The organism is Alcaligenes nematophilus (assembly GCF_026344155.1).
In the GTDB taxonomy this organism is placed as follows: domain Bacteria; phylum Pseudomonadota; class Gammaproteobacteria; order Burkholderiales; family Burkholderiaceae_B; genus Alcaligenes; species Alcaligenes phenolicus.
The window spans coordinates 16188-40070 of record NZ_JAPKMZ010000010.1 but is presented as its reverse complement, the minus strand read 5'-3'; the positions used below and the strand labels follow the sequence as shown (position 1 = coordinate 40070).

The window sequence follows — 23883 nt, the reverse complement described above, 5'->3', positions numbered from 1 at the left end:
GTAATAGTTACATCACCTTCGGACTCTTCCTTATTGATGACGCCGTCTTCAGTAATGGAATCGATCGTGATTTCAGCTTCTGGGGGCAGCGTGTCGACCGTGGTCGTGTCTTCGCCGCCGTTACCTGGGGTACCAACTTCGTTGGTGTAGCTACCGTCAGGCACTTTGACGGTGATTTCACCTTCGTAGTTCGGTGGGGGAACCAGCGTTCCGGTCCAGGTCTTGGGATCTTTGTTGTCTGGTGTCAGACCTTCGATGCGACCGCCGCCGGTGACCACGATATCTTCGATATCAAAGCCAAATGGCACTTCAGTAAATGTGAAGGTAACGGTGCCGTCGTCATTGATCTTGACAGTAACGGAGGGAGGAACCAGAGGACCGGCCTCTTCTTCGCCAGTACCGCTGTAGCCACCCAAGCGCACGTTTTCAACGGTGGGCACGCCAGGACGTGGGTATTCCAGGGCCAGAGGGCGTGTGGTTTCCACAATGCTGACCAGGCGGGTGAAGCTGCTGCCACCGCCTTCGCCACCACCGGTCAATACGGCAGCGGTTGGGTCAAGTTGGGAGAATGGGTCATCGCCAGCTTCCAGAGCGGCCAACACAGCCGTAATGGCTGGGTCGTTCGGGTTGGCCAGAGCAGCGGCTACTGGGTCCACATCGGTTTCTGCGATATCGCCGCTGACCAGGAAGGAGCGGTTATCGGAAATGGTCATCGATGGGCTGCCAGGGATCTCAAGCTCGACGCTGGCGCCGGTCTCGGTGATGATCTCGGCATTAACAGGGACGCGCATCCCTTCTTTGACAGCTACTTTGGAGCCATCGGCGGTACGGATCCATGCCGTACCTTCAACTCGTGTCACTAAAACAGTATCCAGTGCCATGACTGTCTGATTCCTAAAAAAAGACTGCCGCCAAGCAGCAGTCAGAAATGGACTTTCTTTGATCAGAGAATAGCGAGTTGGTCCGCTAGTCGATATTGGCGTCGCCGCCAGTTCGCTGTTTTATTTATTGTTATTGACCTTACTTAACAATACGAACGGGACGGCGAGCAGGGGTTTAGGCTATGCCGTGTACTTTTAGCGCCAACCTCAAACGATCTGTTACATCCAGCTTTTCAAAAACCGCCTGCAGATGGGCGCGAACCGTTCTCTCGGTGATGCCCAGGTCCTTTGCAATCAGCTGATTGGAGTGGCCCAGCGAGGCGCGTTGCGCAACCTCGACTTCACGGCTGGTCAGGGTGCTTTCCCAGCCCGCCTTGGGTTCCAGACGACGGGTAACGTCGCTGAGCAAACGGCTCAGCAAGGACTCCCCAACCCAAACCTGCCCGCTAGCCACGTGGTCCAGCGCCTGCACCAGCAAAGGCGACGAGCTGTAGGCGTGAATGTAACCACGAGCCCCCAGGGCCAGTACGGCCTGACCTTCGCTATCCAAAGGACGTGGGCTGGCGACAATAATCTTCATGCCCTGCACAGCCTTGGACCATTGGGGATGATTCCACAAAGCCAGGGCACTATCGACCACCACCAGATCACGCTGCTGTTGTTTCCAACGCAATAAATCGTCCATGCCCTGCCCTCTGGCGGGCAGCCAGGTGACCGAATCCAGATGACGCCAATGCTGCCACAACGCCTCATCGGCAGTCAGAAATAAAACCGAATTTACTTGTCGCATACCGCTTTTCCCTTACTGGTAACACGAGCTATATGCCATCAGCTCTTGGTCTGACTCGGGTGTTACACCTCTATCGTCAGCGCTACTCCCCCAACGGACCAATCAGCCTTAACGCTCTCTGAATGCGTTGGATCTGGCCCTGAGAATAGGTTTGAGTAAGTACTGCATAACAGTCCGCTTGCCAGTCATGATGTGCACTTCGGCCACCATACCGGGCAAGATTGGACGGTTATCGTCACCGACATACACCGTGTCCGTACGTACTTTAGCTATATAGAATGAATTGCCTTTTTCATCGGTAATGGTGTCGGCACTGGTCTGTTCCAGCACACCGGGCAAGCCGCCATAAACAGCAAAGTCATAGGCGGTGAATTTGACCTCGGCAGTCTGGCCTGAGTGCAGAAACCCGATATCGCGCGGATTAATACGCACTTCCAACAGCAGGGTGTCGTCAGTAGGCACGATTTCCAGAATGTCTTTACCGGGCTGCACCACACCGCCGACCGTATTGGCAGACAGGGTCTTGATGGTGCCGCGCACGGGCGAGCGCACTTCAGCCAGGCGCACACGGTCGGCCAGGGCACGTTGGCCTTGCTCCAGGGAAGCCAGCTTGGCACGTGTTTCAGCCAGTTCGGTACGGGCCTGATTGCGGAAGGTAATTTCCACTTCACCAATCCGGTTCTGGGCTTCCTGAATCGAGGCCTGAATACGGCTGATCTGTGCCGTGGCTGCTTTTTGCTCACCGCAGTAACGAGCCACATCACGCTGCAGACGCAGCAAATCCACTTCGGACACCGCCCCGCTTTTGAGCAAAGGACGTGTCATTTGCAGTTCTTGCGAGGTCAGCCCGCAACTGGACGCGGCCTGATCACGATTGGCCTGCGTCTCACGCAATTCTTGTTGACGCTGGTTCAGCTGTTCCTGAGCCACCGAAATATTGGAGCGCAGCTCTTCGGTACGAGCCTGCCAGACGCGGCGTTCCATTTCTGCCAGATCAGGGGCTTTTTCCAGCACTTCACTGGGCATATCAAAGGGCTGATCGGCAGCAATCGCTTCCAGTCGAGCTGCCTTGGCCATCAAGGACAAGGACTCGGCTTCGTTCTCGCCCAAGGAGGACGAGGCACGGGTAGGATCGATACGCAACAGCACTTCGCCCGCTTCTACGGACTGGCCAGGGCGTACCAGAATTTCTTCCACCACACCGCCATCCAGACTTTGCACAATCTGGACCTGGCGAGATGGCACAACCTTGCCCTCGCCACGCACCACTTCATCAATGCTGGCAAAACTGGCCCAGACAATCAGCAGGCTGATGGCCAGCAAGGTCAACCAGATCAGCAGCGTGGAACCCCGTACATCTTGGTAACGAGCCGTCCACGATGCGTTTTTGAGCATATTGCTACCAGGAGGTGGGGAATTGGTGTCCTGGAGTTGCGCACGCACCCAATTGGTCAGGTTCTTTATTTTCATGCTGCACTCCGGGCCTTACCAATCTGCCCACTACGCAAGGCGGCAATGACCTGATCCTTAGGACCATCCGCCACAATACGCCCCATATCCATCACGATCAGGCGATCCACCAGCTCCAGCAAGGCGGTGCGGTGGGTCACCAGCACAACTGTCTTGCCCTCACATTCTTTATGCAGGCTGCGACGCAGGGCTGATTCGCTCTGGTTATCCATATTGCTGCTGGGTTCATCCAGCAACAGAATGGACGGGTTACCGATCAAGGCACGAGCCACAGCGATAGCCTGACGCTGACCACCCGAGAGGGATTCGCCGCGTTCGCCAATCATCATGTCGTAGCCATCAGGATGGCGTCGTGCGAAATCATCCACCCCGGCCTGACGAGCCGCTGCCAACATTTGATCGTCAGTTGCGTAAGGCGTGCCCATCAGCAAATTGTGTTTCAAAGTGCCATAGAACAGCGTGGGGTCCTGCGAGACATAGCCCATGGAGCGACGCACGTCTGCCGGGTCAATCTGCTGGCTATCAATTCCGTCCAGCACAACGGTGCCGCCCGTCGGTTTGTACAGCCCCAGGATCAGCTTGGACAAGGTGGTTTTGCCGGAGCCAATACGGCCGATAATCCCTATCTTCTCGCCAGCCTTCAAAGAAAAACTGACCTTATCCAGCACGTTCTGATTAGTGCCGGGATAGCTGAAACTAACGTTGCGGAACTCGATAGAGCCTTCCAGATAAGGGCGTGGCACAAAGTGACGCTCTTCAGGATGCTCTACCGGCATATTCATGTACGAATCCACCGAACCCAGGGAGGTACGGGCATTCTGATACTGCATCATCAAGCCAGCCACTTGCCCCAAAGGAGCCAGGCAACGGCCTGCAATCATGGAGGAAGCAATAATGCCCCCCATGGACAATTTGGTTTCCTGAACCAGATACACCCCGATAATCACCACGCTGATGGTGACCATCTGCTGCAGCATCTGCACCGTGTTTACGGTCAGGGTGGAAGTCATCTTGATACGCGCACCCTGACGAGCCAGGTACTCGGTGGACTGCTCCCAGTCGCGCTGCGCATTGCTTTGCGCATTCAGGACCTTCAAGGTTTCCATACCAGCCAGGGATTCGACCAGGCCGGCGTTACGCTGGGCAGCAGCCTGGAAGGTCTGTTTGGTCAGGCGTTCCATACGTGCCTGAGCAAACCAGGAAATACCCAGAATGATCACAATGGCCACAACGGGCGGGATCAGCATCCAGGGCGAGATCCAGGCCAGCACAGCCAAAAACAGCAGCACAAATGGCAAATCGACCAGTGTCGTCAAACTGGCCGAAGCGATAAAGTCGCGCACCGATTCAAAAGAGCGCAGATTGGCAGCAAAAGAGCCCACCGACGGCGGTCGGTTCTCCATGCGCAAGTCCAGCACCCGCTCCATAATCCGCGCAGACAACTGAATATCCACCCGTTTGCTGGCAGCATCAACTACATAGGCTCGCACACTGGAGAGCACCATGTTCATGACCAGCACCAGCCCAATCCCAATCGACAGCACCCACAGGGTTTCAATCGCTTTGTTGGGAACCACCCGGTCGTACACGTTCATGGTGTAGAGCGGAATGGCCAGCGCAAACAGGTTGATAAGCAAGGCAGCGCCAATGGCGTCGCGATACAGCCGCCAGTTTTGCACTACGGCTGTCCAGAACCAGTGTTTGCCCTTCATGGGGGCCACACCATCTTTGGCACGCGCTTCGACGCGGAAATCCGGCTGCACCACGGCCAACAGCCCGGAGTACTGCGCTTGCAGATCTTCCAGGCTAATTTCGCTGGGGCTACCACTTTCCGGGAAATGCACCCGGGCACGTTCTTCTTCCAGCCCCAGCAACACACATGCCCGGTTATTGTTCAGCAACAAAATAACCGGGAACAGATTGGTGTCGAGTTCGGTAAAGGCACGACGCCATACTCGGGCCGTGCAATGACCACGCGCGGCCGCTCGACTGAGCAAGGCAGGCGTCAAACGCCCACGCTGCAAAGGCAAGCCTGCAGACAAGTGCTGCGGCGTGCAAGGATTACCGTGGATACGGGTAATCTCTGCCAGGCAGGTCAGAAGAGGATCATCATGCGTCAGATGAGGCGGGATACTGTATTGCCCGCTTGCTTGTGTCGTGCTGTCAGATGAGTGGTTCATCGTCATTAATCAAATCCAGCGAATCCCGCAGGCGTTGACGGGTACGTTTGCGCTCGTTCAATTTGGCCAAGGCCTGGGGAGGCAGATCAGTCATACGAAGCACACCGTTAGCAACCAGTGCGTCAATCAAATCCTCCAGCACTCGGATAAAACTGGCATCCGAGACTGAGAGCTCTTGTTTGTAGTCATCTTCGTTCTGACTCATACGTGCCTCCCTTCACTATCCAATAACGCCAAGAAGCAGCTACTTACAGCCCGGCTGGTTTCTCGCGCAGGACTGGCGGAGCCATACCGTCGCGGTAATCAACAGAAACCGGGGTCAGGTTGCTGGTATCTGGAACAGGCGTCATACATGCCTTGAATGCCTCTTCGGGGAAGTCCAGCTTGGCGGCTTCTTCGGGCTGCTCCGAGTAAGGCTGGGACAGTCCAACTGCCGACACCAGACGGTGCGACAAGGTCAACCAACGGTATTCGGCTTGTTGCAGGTCGTAAGTGGCATTGGCCAGAGCGCGACGCGCATCAAACAGTTCGTTTTCCGTATCCAGCAAGTCCAGCAAGGAGCGCTGACCGATCTGGAACTGCTGCATGTAAGCAACGCGAACCTTGGACGTAGCCAGTTCGTGTTGTTTCAGGAACGGCAACTGAGCACGCAGGCGCTCGATGTTGTTCCAGGCCACGGCCAGATCCTGCTGTACGTTGCGGCAGGTGTAATCGCGCACGTCGCGGGCAGCGTACTGCTGAGCTGTGGTTTGACGGATGCGAGCAGCATCGGCACCACCACGGAACAGGTTGTACGACAGCATCAACTGCACGTTGCTGCTTTGCGAGTTGCGGTATGCGGAACCGGGAGGATCATTCTTGTCCTTGCCTGTCGCAGCACGGAATTCCAAAGTAGGCGACATGCGGCCTTGAGCCACGTGTTTGCCCGACTCAGCAGCTTGATACAAAGCCTGCTTAGCCAGAATCACGGGGCTGGTGCGCAAGGATGGCAAGAAGTCGGTGGTATTGGCAGGAATCGACTCGCTCAGGCTAGGGGCCGCTTGCATGACTTCAGGAGCAGCCACACCCACAATGCGACGGTAGCGTTGCAGCACGTCGTTCAGGTTGCCGGCCTCGGTCATCATGTTGCTTTGAGCCAGGGACTGGCGGCCATAAGCCTGTTCCAGGTCCACACCACGGCCCACGCCGGATGCCGAACGTTCCTGAATCTGGCTCAGGATGTTCATGTGCATGCCGTAGTTTTCACGGGCCAGCTTCTCCATTTCGCGGTAACGCAGCACATCAATGTGCGCGTTGGCCGCTTCCAGAGCCAGAGAATCTACCGAAGCCAGCAGCTCGTAGTAGGTAGCCAGTTTTTCGTAACCCAACTGACGAACCTGGTTGATCGAGGAGAAACCATCAAAAATCAACTGACGCAGTTGCAGGCTGTAGCCGCTGCGGGACCAGTCGGTAGACGGAGCACCGGAGGTGCTGCCACGCCACTCTTTGCCAACCCAACCCTGGGCATTGACCTCGGGCAACAAGGCGCCACGGCCAACGTTCTGACCTTCAAGCGCAGACTGGAAATCCTGGAAGCGAGCGCCAAGTTCAGGATTGGACATAATTGCCCGCTCAATACTGTCCTTGAAGCTCAAGCTGTTTTCCTGCTGGGCAAGCGCTGGTTGCGCCAGCAGTAGCGCTGTCAGCAGCGCACTTACCGTTAGAGTTTTCTTACCACGCACGTCGGCCTCCGTAAGATCCTGTGCCGCGTTCGCAACAGACGTCATTACGTCAGCGTTGCAACGCATTGCCAGATCAAATTTAAGTACAAAAATGAAAGAAGAATGGGTTCGGTGTGTCGCTCAAACAAAGCGAAAGAAACACCACCCGAGGGCCCAACACCTATGTATTGCACATGGGCTTTACATCTAAGACTGGCAAGTACATCGCCAGCCGCAGCAGTATGTTCATAATGGACCGGGGCAAGACAAGGCGGAGCTACAGGCTTCTGACCTGTATTCTTGGAGCATAACCTTGTGTCTGATTGTGACTTTTTACGTGACGCATAGTGAAACTCATCACGTAGATCACGGGACAAATTGTATCTTAGATTACAAGGGGCTTCGTGGACGACAATGTTAAAAATGATAAATAGCCCGTGATAAAAAAGGCAACAATACACTGAAATTAAACGATTTCGGGCGATTAGGCGCTTAAGCAATAACTGTTGCGCTTATCCCACGTGGCGCGATCGTTGGTAATAATCTACAAAAAACTTTCACCTTAATAAGCATTTAGGTTACATCAAGATAAAACCAAGTTATCACCAGGCGATAAAAATATTTTCATCGTTAAAAATATAACAATCGCTCACATTAAGAATGCTGCACTTGTAACGATTTCTTATTGCAGCTTGATGTCGGTTTTCATCTCTTTGTCAGGCCTTCAAAAAGAGATATGAAATCAAAAACTTATAACGGTTTCTTGAAGGGCTCCCTGTTTCGCGCCCGTTTGTAGCTTCTCTGAACAATCCGTTGCTGCAATATCCGCCGCCCACGCTTGTCCCGTTTCTGCTCGCCCGATACCATCGAACGGTACGTATTTAGTTAGCAACACAGACAACTTGGAGGCCGCTCATGTATCAACACCTGGCCCTGTATATCAATGGTCAATTTCTGGATGGACAAGGTCGCCAGACCCAGGCCGTCATCAATCCTGCCAATGGCAGCACCTTGGGCCAACTGCCGCTGGCATCCCAGGCGGATCTGGACGCGGCTCTGAACGCCGCCCAGGACGCGTTCAAAAGCTGGCGTCACAGCTCGCCCATGGATCGCAGCGCGATCCTGCGCAAGGTCGCGGAACTGTCGCGTGAACGCGCCCAGGAAATTGGCCGCAATCTGACACTGGACCAAGGCAAGCCCTTGGCCGAGGCGGTAGGCGAAATCATGTCCTGCGCGGACCATGCGGATTGGCACGCCGAGGAGTGCCGCCGTATTTATGGCCGCGTCATCCCCGCCCGCAACCCCAAAGTGCAGCAAATGGTTCTGCGCGAGCCCATCGGGGTGTGCGCCGCCTTTACGCCCTGGAACTTTCCCTACAACCAGGCCATTCGCAAGATCTGCGCGGCTATCGGTGCTGGGTGCACGATTATTCTGAAAGGCCCCGAGGACTCCCCCAGTGCGGTCATGGCTATTGCCCAAGCCTTTCATGATGCGGGCCTGCCTCCGGGTGTACTAAATATTGTCTGGGGTGTGCCACAGGAGGTGTCGGACTACCTGATCCGCTCGCCCATCGTGCGTAAAGTCTCCTTTACCGGATCTGTACCTGTAGGCAAGCAACTGGCTGCACTGGCCGGTGCCCATATGAAACGCATCACCATGGAATTGGGCGGTCACTCGCCTGTGCTGGTCCTGCCTGATGCCGATGTAGCCCGCGCTGCTCGTCAGCTGGCTCGTTTCAAAATTCGCAATGCTGGTCAGGTGTGCATTTCACCCACGCGTTTTTATATCCACGACGATATCTACACTGCATTTGTGGACCGCTTCACCGAAGAGCTGGCCAATGTAAAAGTGGGCGATGGTCTGGACCCGGATACGCAAATGGGGCCCTTGGCTCACGAGCGCCGCCTGCCCATGATGCAAAAGTTTGTCGACAACGCCCGCTCTCTGGGTGGCAAAGTGTTGCTGGGAGGAGAACAGATCAAGCGCGATGGTTTCTTTTTCTCGCCCACAGTGCTGACGGATTTGCCCGACGATGCACTGGTCATGACCGAGGAGCCATTTGGCCCCATCGCCCCCTTGACGCGCTACAGCGATCTGGACGATGCCATCGCCCGTGCCAACAGCCTGCCCTACGGTTTGTCGGCCTATGCCTTTACACAATCCTTGCAAGACGCGCATCGACTGGGCACAGAACTGGAATCCGGTATGGTCAATATCAATCACTTCGGCAGTTCCCTGCCCGAGACTCCGTTTGGCGGCGTCAAGGACAGCGGCATTGGCAGCGAAGGCGGTGCCGAAACCTTTGACGGATACTTAGTCACCAAATTTGTGACCCAGATCTAAGACTGGCTCCTGGCCCCGCTTTGCGGGGCTAGGGTGAACCCCTACTGTACTAACTGCGCATTCCCGTTACATTATTCAAACACTCGTTTGAAATTAGGAAATAACGGTGAAACGCTCTGATCGGACACAGTCCGCCATTCTCGATGCAGCCGAACATCTTTTCGCGCTGTATGGCCACGAAAATACCTCCATGCGCCAGATTACGGCGCAAGCCAAGGTGAACCTGTCGGCTGTCAATTATCACTTTGGCAGTAAAGACGGACTGACACAGGCCGTGTTCCAGCGCCGCCTGAACAGCATCAATCAAGAGCGCCTGGAAAAACTGGCGTTTTATCGCCAGCAAGCCGGTGAAGGTCCGTTGAAAGCATCCCAGGTGGTGGATGCCTTTTTTGGCCCACTGATACGCTTGGCAGGTTCAGGCAACGGCGCCCCACGCTCGTTTATTCCTTTGCCGGGGCAGGACCGCCCGGCGCCGCAGGATTTCATTCAGTCCATCTGTTGGGACGAACAAGTCGCCATCTTCCTGCCCTTCAAGCAGGCTTTGCATGAAGCTCTGCCTACCGTGCCTGAAGAAGAAATCATCTGGCGATTCCATTTCATGCTGGGTGCCACCTCTTATGCCTTGATGGGCACCCAATCACTGCGTCGGGCTTTGCAATTACCCCTTAGCGACAGCCCGGAAAGTGAGCAACAACTGCAACAGCGCTTGATGAGTTTCCTGCTGGGTGGATTACGAGCTCCTTTACCCACCAGCACCTAAGCTGAACGGCCCTGACCACCAAGCTACACCACGGTGAACCGCGCCCCTCTCTTAGGGGCAGCAAGTCGAAGGTGCAGCATGAGGGGGTTTTACCGCCGGGTCGCTCCCAAAGCTCGGCGCCCCCGGTAAAAAGTGCCCCCTCGGGGGGCAACAAGCCGAAGGCGCAGCGTGGGGGCCTTCTTCTTTTTTTTTCTGAGCTAGTCCGGAGTTGCTATGTTTGTGACCTTGCTATTGATAGTGCTAGTGCTTGGCTGCGTCTACGTTCTCAAAAACCGGAATCTACGCACCAAGTGGCTAAGCCGCCCAATCTACCGCGCCTTTTCCAGCGTTCTGCCTGCCATGTCCCAAACCGAGCGCGATGCGCTGGAAGCAGGTACGGTCTGGTGGGAAAGTGAGCTGTTTCGCGGCAAACCCAACTGGAATACCCTGAGCTCTTATCCGGCCTACCGGCTCACCGATGAAGAGCGCCAGTTCATGGACAATGAAGTCAATGTGGCTTGCGCCATGATTGACGACTGGCAAGTCAGCCAGGAAGACTTCGACATGCCTGCCGAGGTCTGGAACTACCTGAAAGAAAACCGCTTCTTCAGCCTGATTATTCCCAAGGAATACGGCGGTCGCGGTTTTTCGGCGCAAGCGCACTCGGCGGTTGTCGCCAAGCTCTCCACCCGTAACTCGGCCTTGTCCGTCTCGGTCATGGTGCCCAACTCGCTGGGCCCGGCAGAACTGCTGCTGCACTACGGTACCGACGAGCAGAAACAACACTATTTGCCCCGCCTGGCTGATGGCCGTGACATCCCCGCTTTCGCACTGACCAGCCCTTGGGCCGGTTCGGACGCCGCCTCCATTCCTGACGTAGGGATTGTCTGCAAGGGCGAATGGGAAGGTCAGGAAGTGCTGGGCATGCGCGTCACCTGGGACAAACGCTACATCACCCTGGCTCCGGTTTGCACCTTGTTGGGTCTGGCCTTCCGCCTATATGACCCGGACGGTTTGCTAGGTGGCGAAAAAGACATTGGCATTACCTGCGCCCTGGTTCCAAGCGACCACCCCGGCGTGGACACTGGCCGTCGTCACTTCCCCTTGAACGCCATGTTCATGAACGGCCCCACCCGTGGCAAAGACGTGTTCATGCCGCTGGAGTTCATCATTGGTGGCCCCGCCATGGCTGGCCAGGGCTGGCGCATGTTGATGGAATGTCTGGCTGCTGGCCGCTCCATCTCTCTACCCTCCTCCTTTACTGGCATGGCCAAGCTAACCAGCCGCGCCGTGGGCGGTTACTCCGCCGTCCGTACCCAATTTCGCAGCGCCATCAGCAAGTTTGAAGGCGTGGAAGAGGCTCTGGCCCGTATCGCAGGACACACCTACGCCATGGATGCGGCCCGCACCATGACGGCAGCTGCCGTGGACTTGGGCGAGAAACCTTCCGTTGTCTCCGCCATCGTCAAATACCATGTGACCGAGCGTGGTCGTATTGTGGTGAATGACGGTATGGATGTCATTGGTGGTAAAGGCATTTGCCTTGGCCCCTCCAACTTCCTGGGCCGGGCTTACCAGCAAATTCCCGTCGGCATTACGGTGGAAGGCGCCAATATTCTGACGCGCAGCCTGATCATCTTTGGCCAAGGCGCGATTCGTTGCCATCCTTTCATTCTGGAAGAGATGACAGCTGCACTGAACCCTGACCGCGAAGCCGGTTTGCGTAAATTTGACCAGGCTTTCTGGGCACACATCCGCTACACACTGGCCAATACAGGCCGCTCCTTCTGGCTGGGCCTGGGTGGCTGGCGATTGCTAAGTGGCCCTACCGGCACCTCCAAGGCCATGCACACCTACTACAGCCAGGCCAGCCGTTACAGTGCTGCTTTCTCCCTGCTGGCCGATGCCTCCATGCTGGTTCTGGGTGGTTCCCTGAAAATGCGCGAGCGCCTGTCCTCGCGTCTGGGGGATGTGCTGTCCGAACTGTATATGCTAAGCGCCGTGCTCAAGCGTTACCAAGACGAAGGTCGTCAACAGGAAGATGCACCTTTGGCTCACTGGGCGGCTCAAGACGCCTTGATGCGCGCTCAACACGCTCTGGACAAAGTACTGGAGAACTTCCCGAACCGTCCTTTGGCGGCCGTGCTGCGCTTCCTGGTCTTTCCTCTGGGTCTGCGCCGTCTGGGCCCTGATGACAAGCTGGACCACACTGTTGCCAAACTTTTGACCAAGCCCGGCGCCACTCGTGATCGCCTGACTTACGACACCTACCTGCCTGACGACGATATGGAACCCGTCGGTGCGATTGAAGCGGCCCTGCTGGCTTCGCTGAACACCCGCGATATTGACGCCAAAATCCGTCAGTTCGAGAAAAGCGGTCAATTGCAGGACAACCCCAAAGCCAACGTACGCGATCTGGCCGAAGCCGTCTTTCAGGCCGGTGGCATCACGGCTCAGGAATACGAGCAAATCCAGGCCCGCGACATCGTGCGCGATCGGGTTATTGCCGTGGATGATTTCCCCTTCGATTTGCGTCGGGAAAATCCTGCCGCTGAAGCCGCCAGTGGGAGCCAAGCATGAGTTTTCAACCGGTCTATATTTTTGACGGCGCACGCAGCCCGTTTCTGAAAGCGCGCAATGCGCCCGGCCCCTTCTCTGCTGGAGATCTGGCCGTGCAAACGGGTCGCGAGCTGTTGCTGCGCCAACCCTTTGAGGCCCCGCAGCTAAGCGAGGTCATCTTGGGTTGCGCCGCCCCCTCGCCCGATGAAACCAATATCGGCCGGGTTCTGGGTCTGCGTCTGGGCACAGGTCACAAAGTGCCGGGCTGGACCGTGATGCGTAACTGCGCCTCGGGTATGCAGGCACTGGACTCGGGCGTACAGGCCATTCAAACCGGCCGCTCGGATCTGGTGCTGGCCGGTGGCGTTGATGCGCTGTCTCACGCCCCCATCCTGTTCAGCGACGACATGGTGCGCTGGCTGGCCACCTGGGGCAAAGCGCGTAGCCTGGGTGCACGTCTGAAAGCGCTGCGCAGTCTGCGTCTGTCCTATCTGAAACCAGTGATCGGCCTGCTTAAAGGGCTGACGGATCCCGTCGTTGGCCTGTCCATGGGGCAAACCGCTGAAATTCTGGCGCACGAATTTGGTATCAGTCGTCAGGATATGGACGAGTTTGCGGCCCGCAGCCACCGTCTGGCTTTGCGTGCCCAGCAAGAAAACGCTTTTGAAGAAATCGTGCCGTTAAGCGACACACGCGGTAAAAACTACCCGCAAGATGATGGCGTACGCGAAGACTCCACGCCCGAGAAACTGGCCAAGCTGCGCCCAGTCTTTGATCCGCCTTGGGGCAATATCACGGCTGGCAACAGCTCCCAGGTGACCGATGGCGCAGCCCTGCTGATTCTGGCCAGTGAAGCCGCCGTCAAGGAACATCAACTCAAACCCATTGGCCGCATTGTGGATGCGCAATGGGCTGGTCTGGACCCAGCCACCATGGGCCTGGGCCCTGTTTTCGCCGCGACACCCATTTTGGAACGCAACCGCCTGGCCCTAAATGGCCCGGACTTGTGGGAAATCAACGAGGCTTTTGCAGCACAGGTACTAGCATGTCGTGCTGCATGGGACAACCAGGAGTGGTGCCAAAAGCATCTGGGTCGTGATGCGTTGGGTCTGCTGGATATGGACAAGCTCAATGTGGACGGTGGCGCCATTGCGATCGGCCACCCGGTGGGTGCCTCCGGAGCCCGAATTGTGCTGCATTGCTTGAATGCCCTGCGTCGTCGCAACTTGCGTCTGGGCATGGCCGCTATTTGTATTGGCGGCGGACAAGGCGGTGCCATGCTGATCGAATCGCTGCAAGGAACTGAATCATGATGCCCGTCGCTACCCTGGATTTGCAAAACTTCACGCTGTACACGGACGATCAGCAAATTGCCTGGCTGAAAATCGATTGCGTGGGCAGCTCGGTCAATAGACTCTCGGCAGCCGTTCTGCAGGAGCTGAACCAGGCGCTGGACTACCTGGGCAGCCATCCTCCTAAAGCACTGATCATTTACTCCGGCAAAGCTGCCGGTTTTGTAGCCGGTGCGGACATTGACGAGTTTTCGGAACACAATAACAACCCTGAAAAGGGCTTGGCACTGGTCACACGCGGCTGGACCGTCTTCAACAAGCTGGCCAAGCAGAGCTACCCCACGTTGGCGCTGGTGCAAGGCCACTGCCTGGGCGGTGGTCTGGAGCTGGCCCTGGCATGCCGTTATTGCCTGGCTGTAGATCAGGACGATACACGCCTGGCTCTGCCTGAAGTGATGCTGGGTATTTTTCCCGGTTGGGGCGGCATGTTGCGACTGCCTGAATATATAGGCCCTGCCGCCGCCATGGACTTGATGCTGAGCGGCAAAAGCGTGGATGCCCGCAAGGCCGCCCGTCTGGGTATGGTCGATGCCTGCGTTCCCGTCCGTCTGGCCAAGCAAGCTGCTATCAAACAGGTGCTCAGTGGCAAGAAGCCGCGGCGCGCCAAGGGTCTGCCACGCCTGATGAATACCAAGCTGCTACGCCCCCTGGTTGCTAATCAGGTACGCAAGCAGTTGGCAAAGCGCGATCCCTATCAGCACTATCAGGCGCCCCGTGCCATCCTGGAGATCTGGGAAAAGCACAACGGTAATGCTTTGAAGGCTCCCGAGCTGATCGAGCAAATCACCCGCTCGAACACCGCAGCCAATCTGCTGCGTGTCTTCCATTTGCAAGAGCGTCTGAAAAGCGTAGGTAAGCATTCGTCGACTCAGGAGATCAAGCATATTCACGTGGTCGGTGCGGGTGTCATGGGGGGCGATATTGCCGCCGTATGTGCGCTGAAAGGCATGCGTGTGACGCTGCAGGATCAGGACCGCAAGCGTATCGCCCAGGCACAAGGTCGTGCCGCCAAGCTGTTCCAGCGCCGTCTCAAAGACCGCAGACTGGTACAAGCCGCATTGGACCGATTGATCCCGGACCCGGACGGCCACGGCATCCCGTCGGCAGATCTGGTTCTGGAGGCCATCTTCGAGAACGCCGATGCCAAGCGCAGCCTGTACGCCACCATTGAGCCCTTGCTAAAGCCCGGTGCTGTGCTGGCAAGCAATACCTCCAGCCTGCCTTTATCCGAGCTCAGCCTGAACCTGATCAATCCGGAACGACTGGTAGGCATTCACTTCTTTAACCCGGTCTCTCGCATGCCCTTGGTTGAAGTGGTGGAAAGCGAGTTGCTGGCCCCGGAAGTGCGCAGCGTTGCCTACGCCTTTGTGAACCAGATTGGCAAGCTGCCCCTGCCCGTTAAAGACAGCCCCGGCTTTCTGGTCAATGCCGTGCTGGCTCCTTACATGCTGGAAGCCATGCGCTGCGTGGACGAGGGGCTGGACCCGGCCACCGTGGACAAAGCCATGCTGCAGTTCGGCATGCCTATGGGCCCGCTTGAATTGGCCGACACCGTGGGCCTGGATATTGCCCGTGATGCAGGTGCCCAATTAAGCCAGCAGGCGGCCATGCCAGCCTGCCTGAAAACCCATCTGGACCGTCAGGAACTGGGTCGCAAAACCGGCCAGGGTTTCTACACCTGGAAAGACGGCAAAGCCCAGAAATCCCCTGCGGGAACAGTCCCAAGCGGTCTGGCAGATCGCTTGATCAAACCACTTATCGAACAGACCGAACACCAGGTTCGCATCGGTGTTGTGGAGAACGACGATCTGGCCGATGCAGGCGTGATTTTCGGTACCGGCTTTGCTCCATTCAGAGGGGGCCCTCTGCATTACAAAGCAACACAAAAACAACGCAATTAGTTCGGATTGGCACAAATACCTATACGCCGATTGGCCTAGGTCATGCACCATAGAAAACAAACAGGTGTTTTAAAACTTGTCATAAGCCTCTGTCAGACGTCGCACCTATACCTTGGAGAAGAGACATGAAAAAGACGGTTGTAGCTTTGCGTACCATCCCCGCCTTGCTGATTCCTCTGGGAATGAGCATGGGAATGGGTCAAGCCCATGCGGCTGGTTTTAACTTGCTCGAACAAAATGCGAGCGGCCTGGGCAATGCCTACGCAGGCTCGGCCGCCATTGGTGAAAATGCCAGCACGATCTACTTCAACCCAGCTGGCATGACTCTGCTGCCCGAGACCAACTTCTCGGCTGGTATCAACGTCATTAAACCCACCTTCAAATTTTCGGATAAAGGCAGTACGGATCCCTTGGCATTGACAGGTGGGGCCAGCCGACCTGCAACGGGTGGATCAGGTGGCGATGCCGGTAAAGTCGCTCCTGTACCCAATATTTATCTGTCCCATCAACTCTCGCCGAAATGGTGGATCGGTTTGGGTATTGGTGTGCCCTTTGGTCTGACAACTGAATACGACGAAGGCTGGATTGGACGCTACCACTCCGAGAAATTCGCCATTGAAACCGTCAACGTCAACCCGTCGGTGGCTTACAAAGTCAATGATCAGTTGTCCTTCGGTGTGGGTGTGAACTGGCTGCACATTGATGCGGACTACCGTCTGGCTACCCCGGTTGGTTATCACCCGGCTTTGGGTCCACTGGACATGGACACCCGCGTCAAGATGAAGGGCGACGCCTGGGGCTGGAATGCCGGTTTGCTGTACCAAATTACCCCCAGCACTCGTTTGGGCGTTTCCTATCGCTCGCAAATCAAGATCACGGCTGATGGCGACACCAAACTGCGTAACCGCAACGTGCCGGCTGGCATTCCTGCCCCCAACATCAATTGGGACGCAGAAGCCACCATCAAGCTGCCTGACACCGCCATTGTCAGCTTGGTGCACGACCTGAACTCGCGCTGGCAATTGCTGGCCGATGTGTCCTGGACAGGCTGGAGCAGCATCCCGCGTCTGACCATTGAAAACAGCGGCCCCGGTGCCAAGGATTCCGGTCTGGAACTGAAGTTCAAGGACGCATGGCGCGTCGCCCTGGGTGCGAACTACCACTACAACGAGCAGTGGACCTTCAAGGGTGGTATTGCTTGGGACCAATCCCCCGTTCGCGACAAGAACTACCGCCCAACCGCCCTGCCTGACAGCGATCGTTACTGGGTGTCCCTGGGTGCTCAGTATCGTGCCAGCAAGAACGCCACCTGGGATATCGGCTACACCCACTTGTTCCTGAAAAATACCGACATGAACAACAACACGGATCTGAAAGGTCGTGGTCTGACACGCGGTACCTACAAAAACAGTGGCGACATCCTGGGCGTGCAGTTCAGCTATCGCTTCTAAGGATGCACTATGGCCCGCAGTCGCCGCATGGAGCTGCTCGCACGCCTACCCCCCACATGGCGTGCGCGCTTTTTGCAGCTGGGCTTTAACTGGCACCCCGCCTTCCGGGCAACCGGCGGGCGGGTCCACAAAGTTTCAGCGAACTTGCAACACATCGTCGTACGCCTGCCATTGCGTCGTCGCACTCGCAACATCAATGGCTCTTTATTTGGCGGCTCCCTGTTTGCCATTACAGACGGCGTGCACGCCACCATGCTTCTGGCTGGGCTGCAACGCCATGTGATTGTCTGGGACAAGAATGCAGAGATTCAGTATCGCCGCCCCGGCTACCAGACTCTGTACGCCAATTTTCAAATCAATCCAGATGAACTGGACGCAATACGAGGACAGCTAGACCAATACCACGAGGCTGAAGCCACATTTACCGTGCAGATCCAGGACCCCGAAGGCCAGATCTACACCACGGTGGAACGCACCATCTATATCGCCGACGCCCACTTCTACAAGCAGAAATCACAATCACGCTAATTTGCCGGAGGACCGCTTCATGTTTACCCCCCGCTGTGCCGCCCTGATTTTAAGTCTGTCCCTGGGGCTACCCGCCGCCCAGGCCGCTACTGTTGCGAATGTCACCGTGCCAGACACGGTCACCGTCGAGCAGCAAAGCCTGAAACTGAATGGGGCAGGCCTGCGCAAGAAAGTTGTTTTTGATGTGTACGTCGCCGCCCTGTATACCGCTTCGCCTTCCCAGGATGCCGAGGCCATTATTCAATCCCCCGGACCGCATCAGATCCGGCTAGTCCTCAAACGCGACCTGGATGCCCAAACCCTGATCGATGCCCTGAAAGACGGCATTCACAGCAACCTGACTGATCCTGAAAAACAAGAACTGGACCCTGTCATCAAGCAATTTGAAGACTTGATGCGCCAGGTGGGTGAAGCCAAGGAAGGCGACGTTGTGGTGCTGGACATGCACACCCCTCAGGTCAAGATCCTGTTCAACGACAAGACGCTGGGCGAGCTCTCTCACCCTGATCTGACCCCTGCTTTGTTGAAAATCTGGCTAGGCAAGAAGCCTGCCCAAGAATCGCTCAAAAAGGCCCTGCTGGGATTGTCTTGAACCTACACGCCTCGGAGCGCTTCATGGATAAAGTCTGGCTGCAGAACTACCCCGCCGGTATTCCTGCCACTATCGAAGATCAGGCCCAGCAGTACTCGTCCTTGCTGGATGTATTTGAACAAAGTTGTACCGAGTTCGCGCAGCGCACTGCCTATATCAGCATGGGCAAACGCATGAGCTACCGCGAACTGTCGACCAATGCCTTGGCCCTGGCCAGCTGGCTGCAAAGCCAAGGCGTGAAAAAAGGCGACCGTGTCGCCCTGATGATGCCCAATATGCTGCAGTACCCCATCAGTCTGTATGGGGTGTTGCGCAGCGGGGCCACCATTATCAATACCAACCCGCTGTATACGGCCCGTGAACTGCGCCACCAGCTGCAAGACAGCGGCGCAGAAACCATCATCATTGCGGAGAACTTTGCCCACGTGCTGCAGGAAATCCTGCACGAAACACCCATCAAGCGAGTCATTGTGACCAGCGTGGGGGATTGTCTGGGCGGCTTCAAGGGCTGGCTGGTCAATCAAGTGGTGCGCCACATTAAAAAAGGTGTGCCTGCCTGGTCCTTGCCTGGCTCCGTCTCTTTCAAAGCCGTACTGGCTCAGGGCCGAGGCCGCGCACCGGCCCCGGTCAAGCTGACCCACGATGATATTGCCTGCCTGCAATACACCGGGGGCACGACGGGCGTTGCAAAAGGAGCCATCCTGACCCATGGCAATCTGGTTTCAAACCTGAGCCAGGCCCTGTCCTGGATTCGCCCCTATTTGAAAGAAGGCCAGATCGACTGCGTTGTTACTGCCCTGCCGCTTTACCATATCTTCGCTTTCACCGCGAACCTGCTGGTGTTTCTGCGTCTGGGTGCGGAGAACCTCTTGATCATTAACGCGCGCGACATTCCCTCCATGATCAAGGACATGTCCAAGCTGCGTTTTACTGCCATTACGGGGGTGAACACGCTCTTTAATGCCATGCTGAACAATGCCGAGTTCCGCAAGCTGGATTTCTCCTCGCTGCGCTTTACATTGGGTGGCGGTATGGCAGTGCAGGAAGTGGTCGCCAAGCGCTGGCTGGAAGCAACCGGCAAACCCCTGGCCCAGGCTTATGGACTGACTGAAACTTCACCAGCAGCCACGATCAATCCGCTGGATAAAAAAGAGTTCACCGGCTCAATCGGGCTGCCCGTTCCTTCTACCGACATACGCATACGCGACGAAAATCAGAACGACCTGCCGTTGGGCGAAACGGGCGAGCTATGCATTCGCGGGCCGCAAGTTACTCCCGGCTACTGGCAACGTCCCGATGAAACCGCCAAGGTCTTTGATCGCGACGGCTTTTTACGCACGGGCGATATTGGCTATATGGACGAGCAAGGTTATGTCTTCCTGCTGGATCGCAAAAAAGACATGATTCTGGTCTCGGGCTTTAACGTCTACCCCAATGAGGTGGAAGCGGTCGCCGCCCAGCACCCAGATATTGTCGAGGCCGCCGCCGTCGGTGTACCGGATGAAAAAGCAGGCGAAATCGTCAAGCTCTATGTCATCAGCCGTAATCCCGAGCTGACGGAAAAAGACGTGATTGCCTTTTGCCGCAAGGAGCTGACCGGCTACAAGGCCCCGCGTATTGTCGAATTCCGCGACGATCTGCCCCGCACCAATGTGGGCAAAATCCTGCGTCGGGAACTGCGTCCATAACACGTATTTCGCACGCGCTTAGACCAAGATGAAAGGGGCTTATGCCCCTTTTTCATTAACCGGAGTATTCATAAACAAATAAGAATCGGATCGTTCGTAGCCCTGATACCGCTCTTTAGAATGGGACAAACTATTTATATAAGCGAGTGTCAGAATGCACGCCCTGTCCCGCCTCTCGGAGTCCAATCGCACGGCGATTGCTCAAATTACCGACGAGCTCGATCCGCTGTCCCTGAACTGGCTGTCCGGCTATCTCGCGGGTGTCGCGCAAGTGCGCCACACCGGCCTTCCCGCTCAAGCGCCTGTTTCTCCTGAACTGTCTTTGGTCCCGGCCGCCGCTGCGCCCGCCCAACGACCTGCCACCATTGTGTTTGGCAGCCAGACAGGCAATGCCCAACGCGTCGCCGAAGCCTTTGCCCAACGCTGCGAAGCCGCCGGCATCCCCGTGCGCCTGCTGCGCGCCGACCGTTACCCCACGCGCGAGCTGAAAGAAGAGCGTCTGCTGTACGTCATTATCAGCACCCAGGGTGAAGGCGACCCGCCAGACGATTCGATCGCGTTTTTCGAGTTCCTGTCCGGCGCCCGTGCTCCCAAGCTGCCCGAGCTGAAATTCGGTGTGCTGGGTCTGGGTGATTCCAGCTATCCCCTGTTCTGTGGGATCGCGGAAAAGATTGATCAACGTCTGCTGGCGCTGGGTGCGGAACGCATTCTGGACGCAGGGCTGGCTGATCTGGATATTGATACGGTCGCCGCCCCCTGGCAGGACAAAGCCTTTGGTTTTCTGGAAACGGATCACCAGGCCCACGCCGCTGCGGCCGTTCCTGCCGCCCAATCCAGCAACGTTACGGTGCTGGAAACCCAGACCCGCAGCAGCTTCACCCGCGACAATCCATTCCAGGCCACCGTGCTGCAAAGCCAAAGCATTACGGGCCGCGACAGCACCCGCAACATCTATCACTACGAGTTGTCGCTGGAAGGCAGTGGCCTGAAGTACCAACCCGGTGACGCCCTGGGTGTCTGGCCTACACAAAACGCCAAACTGGTCGAAGCGGTTATCCAGACGTTGAAGCTGGACCCGCAAGAGACCATCACCATTCAGGACAAGTCGCACACGCTGCAAGAGTGGCTTAGCCACTACCGCGAGCTGACACAACTGACCAAACCTTTCCTGGTGGAACTGGCCAAGCGCAATAGCGATGCCGTGCTACAGACAGCCGTAGGCCCAGAAGGTTTGAGCACTTTGCAAGAGCTGCTGAAAACCCATCAAGTGCTGGACGTACTGGAACGCTTCCCGGCCACCTGGAGCGCTGCCGAGCTGGTACAAGCCTTGCGCCCTCTGGCGCCCCGCATGTACTCCATCGCCTCCAGCCAGTCCGAGGTGGACGAAGAAGTACATCTGACCGTGGCCAATGTGCATTACCAATTCAACGAGCAGGATCGTTGGGGCGTGGCTTCCGACTATCTGGCCCGCCTGAACGAAGGCGATACCGTGCCTGTCTTTATCGACCCCAATACACGCTTCCGCCTGCCTGAAGATACCAGCCGTGACGTAATCATGATTGGTCCTGGCACCGGTGTAGCTCCTTTCCGCGCCTTTGTGCAGGAGCGCAGCGTTCAGGGTGGCGAAGGTCGCAACTGGCTGTTCTTTGGCAACCCGCACTTTCACTCCGATTTCCTCTACCAGACCGAATGGCAACGCGCCTTGCAGGACGGTCAGTTGCAACACCTGGATCTGGCCTTCTCGCGCGATCAGGAAAACAAGGTTTACGTCCAGCACCGCTTGCTGGAAAAAGCAGCCGAGGTCTATGCCTGGATTCAGGGCGGCGCCCACATTTATGTGTGCGGTGATGCCAATCAGATGGCCAAGGACGTACACCAGACCCTGCAGGAAATTGCCCGCCAGGAAGGTGGATTGGACGCAGACCAGGCTCGCAGCTGGTTGGAAGAACTCTCGGCGCAGGGCCGCTACGCCCGCGACGTTTACTGAGAAGCAAGGACATGACAGAAAAGAAAATCGCCGCTATCGAACAAGTAAAAATTGATAGCCGCTATCTGCGCGGTGGCATTACCGAGGGTCTGGCAGACCCAATCACGGGCGCCATCAGCGAAGACGACAACAAGCTGCTGAAATTTCACGGCAGCTATCAGCAAGACGACCGCGACCAGCGCGATGAGCGTCGCAAACAAAAGCTGGAACCAGCGTTCAGCTTCATGATTCGCGCCCGCCTGCCTGGTGGCGTGGTCACGCCCGCCCAGTGGCTGGCCTTTGACCAGATCGCCTGTGACTGGGCCCAGTTTGGCCTGCGCATCACCACCCGTCAGACCTTTCAATGGCACGGCGTGCGCAAGCCCTTTTTAAAGCCCACCCTGCAAGCCATCAACAAGGCCATGTCCACGACATTGGCCACTTGCGGCGACGTGAACCGTCAGGTGGTCAGCGCCACTAATCCCTTGCTGTCCGAGCAGCACGGTCTGGTTCAAGAGTGGGCTGACAAGATTTCCGAAACCTTCCTGCCCAAAACCCGCGCCTATGCCGAGATCTGGCTGGACGGCAAAAAAGTCGAAGACGCCATTGACGGCGAAGACTTTGAACCGATTTACGGCAAGACTTACCTGCCCCGCAAATTCAAGATCGGCATTGCCGTGCCTCCCTTGAATGATGTGGACGTATTTGCGCAGGACATCGGCCTGATCGCGATTATTGAAAACAACCAGTTGCTGGGCTTTAACGTCGCCATTGGTGGTGGCATGGGTGCCACACATGGCGACGACACCACCTATCCACGGCTGGGCAGCGTGATCGGCTTTGTACGCCCCGAGCAATTGCTGGCCGTTTGCGAGGCCGTTATCACCACACAACGTGACCACGGCAACCGCGACGAGCGCCGTCATGCCCGTCTGAAATACACCGTGGATAAGCTGGGCGCCGACTGGTTCCTGGAAGAAGTGCAAAACCGCAGTGGTCAAACGCTGGAGCCGTCACGCCCCTACCATTTTGACCACAATGGCGACCGCTTCGGCTGGACCCAAGGCAGCAATGGCCGCTGGCACCTGAGTCTGCGTATCGATTCGGGCCGCATCATGGATACCGAAGTCGGCCCCTGGCTGACGGGTATGCGTGAAATTGCCAAGATTCACCAGGGACAATTCCGTCTGACCTGCAACCAGAACCTGATCATTGCCGATGTGCCTGAAGAAGATAAGGCCAAGATCGACAAGCTGGTCGCAGATCACAAGCTGGATGTGTACCAGACACAAAGCGGCATACGCAGCAGCACGATTGCCTGTGTCTCTCTGCCCACTTGCGGTTTGGCCATGGCCGAGAGCGAACGCTACGCCCCCATCCTGCTGCCCAAGCTGGAAGCCTTGCTGGACAAGTACCAGCTGCGCGACGAGCGCATTGTGCTGCGTATCTCCGGCTGCCCCAACGGCTGCGCCCGTCCTTACCTGGGTGAAATTGCCCTGGTTGGCCGTGCTCTGGGTCGCTATGACTTGCGTCTGGGTGCGAACTTCAGCGGCGAGCGCCTGAACGTAATCTATCGTCAAAATATTGCCGAACCAGAAATTCTGAGCATTCTGGATGAGCTGTTCGGCCGCTTCGCTGCCGAGCGTCTGGAAGGCGAGCACTTTGGCGATTTTCTAGTTCGCTCTGGCGTGGTTGCCGAGCCTACAAGCCGCTTGATTCCTTTAGTTTTACAGCCAGCCTGAC

The 23883-nt window shown here is 56.7% G+C and carries 17 protein-coding genes; 11 read left to right on the top strand and 6 right to left on the bottom strand.

Annotated features, from left to right (window positions below; genetic code table 11):
• The 6 genes from OSH04_RS19530 to OSH04_RS19505 all read right to left on the bottom strand — a co-directional run.
• Positions 1 to 881, bottom strand: an 881-nt coding sequence (locus OSH04_RS19530; protein WP_266109100.1) for a retention module-containing protein, incomplete at its 3' end; no start/stop codon positions are given.
• Between the two features lie 175 nt (positions 882 to 1056).
• Positions 1057 to 1671 (bottom strand): response regulator transcription factor, encoded by a 615-nt coding sequence (locus OSH04_RS19525; protein WP_266109099.1) that lies wholly within the window; start codon positions 1669 to 1671, stop codon positions 1057 to 1059.
• 108 nt (positions 1672 to 1779) lie between these two features.
• A complete protein-coding gene (locus tag OSH04_RS19520) occupies positions 1780 to 3066 on the bottom strand; it encodes an HlyD family type I secretion periplasmic adaptor subunit (RefSeq protein WP_230940577.1) in 1287 nt (428 codons plus the stop codon).
• A gap of 71 nt (positions 3067 to 3137) precedes the next feature.
• On the bottom strand, positions 3138 to 5327 hold the full coding sequence (locus OSH04_RS19515; protein ID WP_026484846.1) for a type I secretion system permease/ATPase: 2190 nt from the start codon (positions 5325 to 5327) through the stop codon (positions 3138 to 3140).
• On the bottom strand, positions 5305 to 5526 hold the full coding sequence (locus OSH04_RS19510; protein WP_022983326.1) for a hypothetical protein: 222 nt from the start codon (positions 5524 to 5526) through the stop codon (positions 5305 to 5307). Before OSH04_RS19510 ends, OSH04_RS19515 begins: the two co-directional genes overlap by 23 nt.
• 43 nt (positions 5527 to 5569) lie before the next feature.
• The gene (locus OSH04_RS19505) at positions 5570 to 7087 is read right to left on the bottom strand and encodes a TolC family outer membrane protein (protein WP_080747981.1); all 1518 of its coding nucleotides are present in this window, start codon (positions 7085 to 7087) and stop codon (positions 5570 to 5572) included.
• Between the two features lie 849 nt (positions 7088 to 7936).
• Here OSH04_RS19505 and OSH04_RS19500 point away from each other — a divergent pair.
• From OSH04_RS19500 to cysI, 11 genes are all read left to right on the top strand, one after another.
• Positions 7937 to 9364 carry an NAD-dependent succinate-semialdehyde dehydrogenase gene (locus OSH04_RS19500; RefSeq protein WP_083055327.1) on the top strand — a complete coding sequence of 476 codons (1428 nt, stop codon included), beginning with the start codon at positions 7937 to 7939 and terminating at the stop codon, positions 9362 to 9364.
• A gap of 106 nt (positions 9365 to 9470) precedes the next feature.
• Positions 9471 to 10124, top strand: coding sequence for a TetR/AcrR family transcriptional regulator (locus tag OSH04_RS19495; protein ID WP_083055325.1), 654 nt, complete (start codon positions 9471 to 9473; stop codon positions 10122 to 10124).
• A gap of 213 nt (positions 10125 to 10337) precedes the next feature.
• Positions 10338 to 12683 (top strand): acyl-CoA dehydrogenase, encoded by a 2346-nt coding sequence (locus OSH04_RS19490; RefSeq protein ID WP_026484842.1) that lies wholly within the window; start codon positions 10338 to 10340, stop codon positions 12681 to 12683.
• On the top strand, positions 12680 to 13975 hold the full coding sequence (locus OSH04_RS19485) for an acetyl-CoA C-acetyltransferase (RefSeq protein ID WP_266109098.1): 1296 nt from the start codon (positions 12680 to 12682) through the stop codon (positions 13973 to 13975). The genes OSH04_RS19490 and OSH04_RS19485 overlap by 4 nt, the downstream gene beginning before the upstream one ends.
• Positions 13972 to 15915 carry a 3-hydroxyacyl-CoA dehydrogenase NAD-binding domain-containing protein gene (locus OSH04_RS19480; protein WP_083055322.1) on the top strand — a complete coding sequence of 648 codons (1944 nt, stop codon included), beginning with the start codon at positions 13972 to 13974 and terminating at the stop codon, positions 15913 to 15915. Before OSH04_RS19485 ends, OSH04_RS19480 begins: the two co-directional genes overlap by 4 nt.
• A 125-nt stretch (positions 15916 to 16040) precedes the next feature.
• Complete coding sequence (locus OSH04_RS19475) at positions 16041 to 17366, top strand: OmpP1/FadL family transporter (RefSeq protein ID WP_035269579.1); 1326 nt, start codon at positions 16041 to 16043, stop codon at positions 17364 to 17366.
• Positions 17367 to 17375: 9 nt separating this feature from the next.
• Positions 17376 to 17894, top strand: coding sequence for a DUF4442 domain-containing protein (locus tag OSH04_RS19470; RefSeq protein WP_026484839.1), 519 nt, complete (start codon positions 17376 to 17378; stop codon positions 17892 to 17894).
• 19 nt (positions 17895 to 17913) lie between these two features.
• A complete protein-coding gene (locus OSH04_RS19465; RefSeq protein WP_026484838.1) occupies positions 17914 to 18486 on the top strand; it encodes a chalcone isomerase family protein in 573 nt (190 codons plus the stop codon).
• Positions 18487 to 18509: 23 nt separating this feature from the next.
• Positions 18510 to 20174, top strand: a complete 1665-nt coding sequence (locus OSH04_RS19460; protein ID WP_035269577.1) for an AMP-binding protein — start codon at positions 18510 to 18512, stop codon at positions 20172 to 20174.
• 154 nt (positions 20175 to 20328) lie between these two features.
• A complete protein-coding gene (locus OSH04_RS19455; protein WP_266109097.1) occupies positions 20329 to 22161 on the top strand; it encodes an assimilatory sulfite reductase (NADPH) flavoprotein subunit in 1833 nt (610 codons plus the stop codon).
• 11 nt (positions 22162 to 22172) lie between these two features.
• Entirely contained in the window at positions 22173 to 23882 is a 1710-nt protein-coding gene (cysI, locus tag OSH04_RS19450; RefSeq protein ID WP_266109096.1) for an assimilatory sulfite reductase (NADPH) hemoprotein subunit, read from the top strand.
• Position 23883 lies beyond the last annotated feature (1 nt).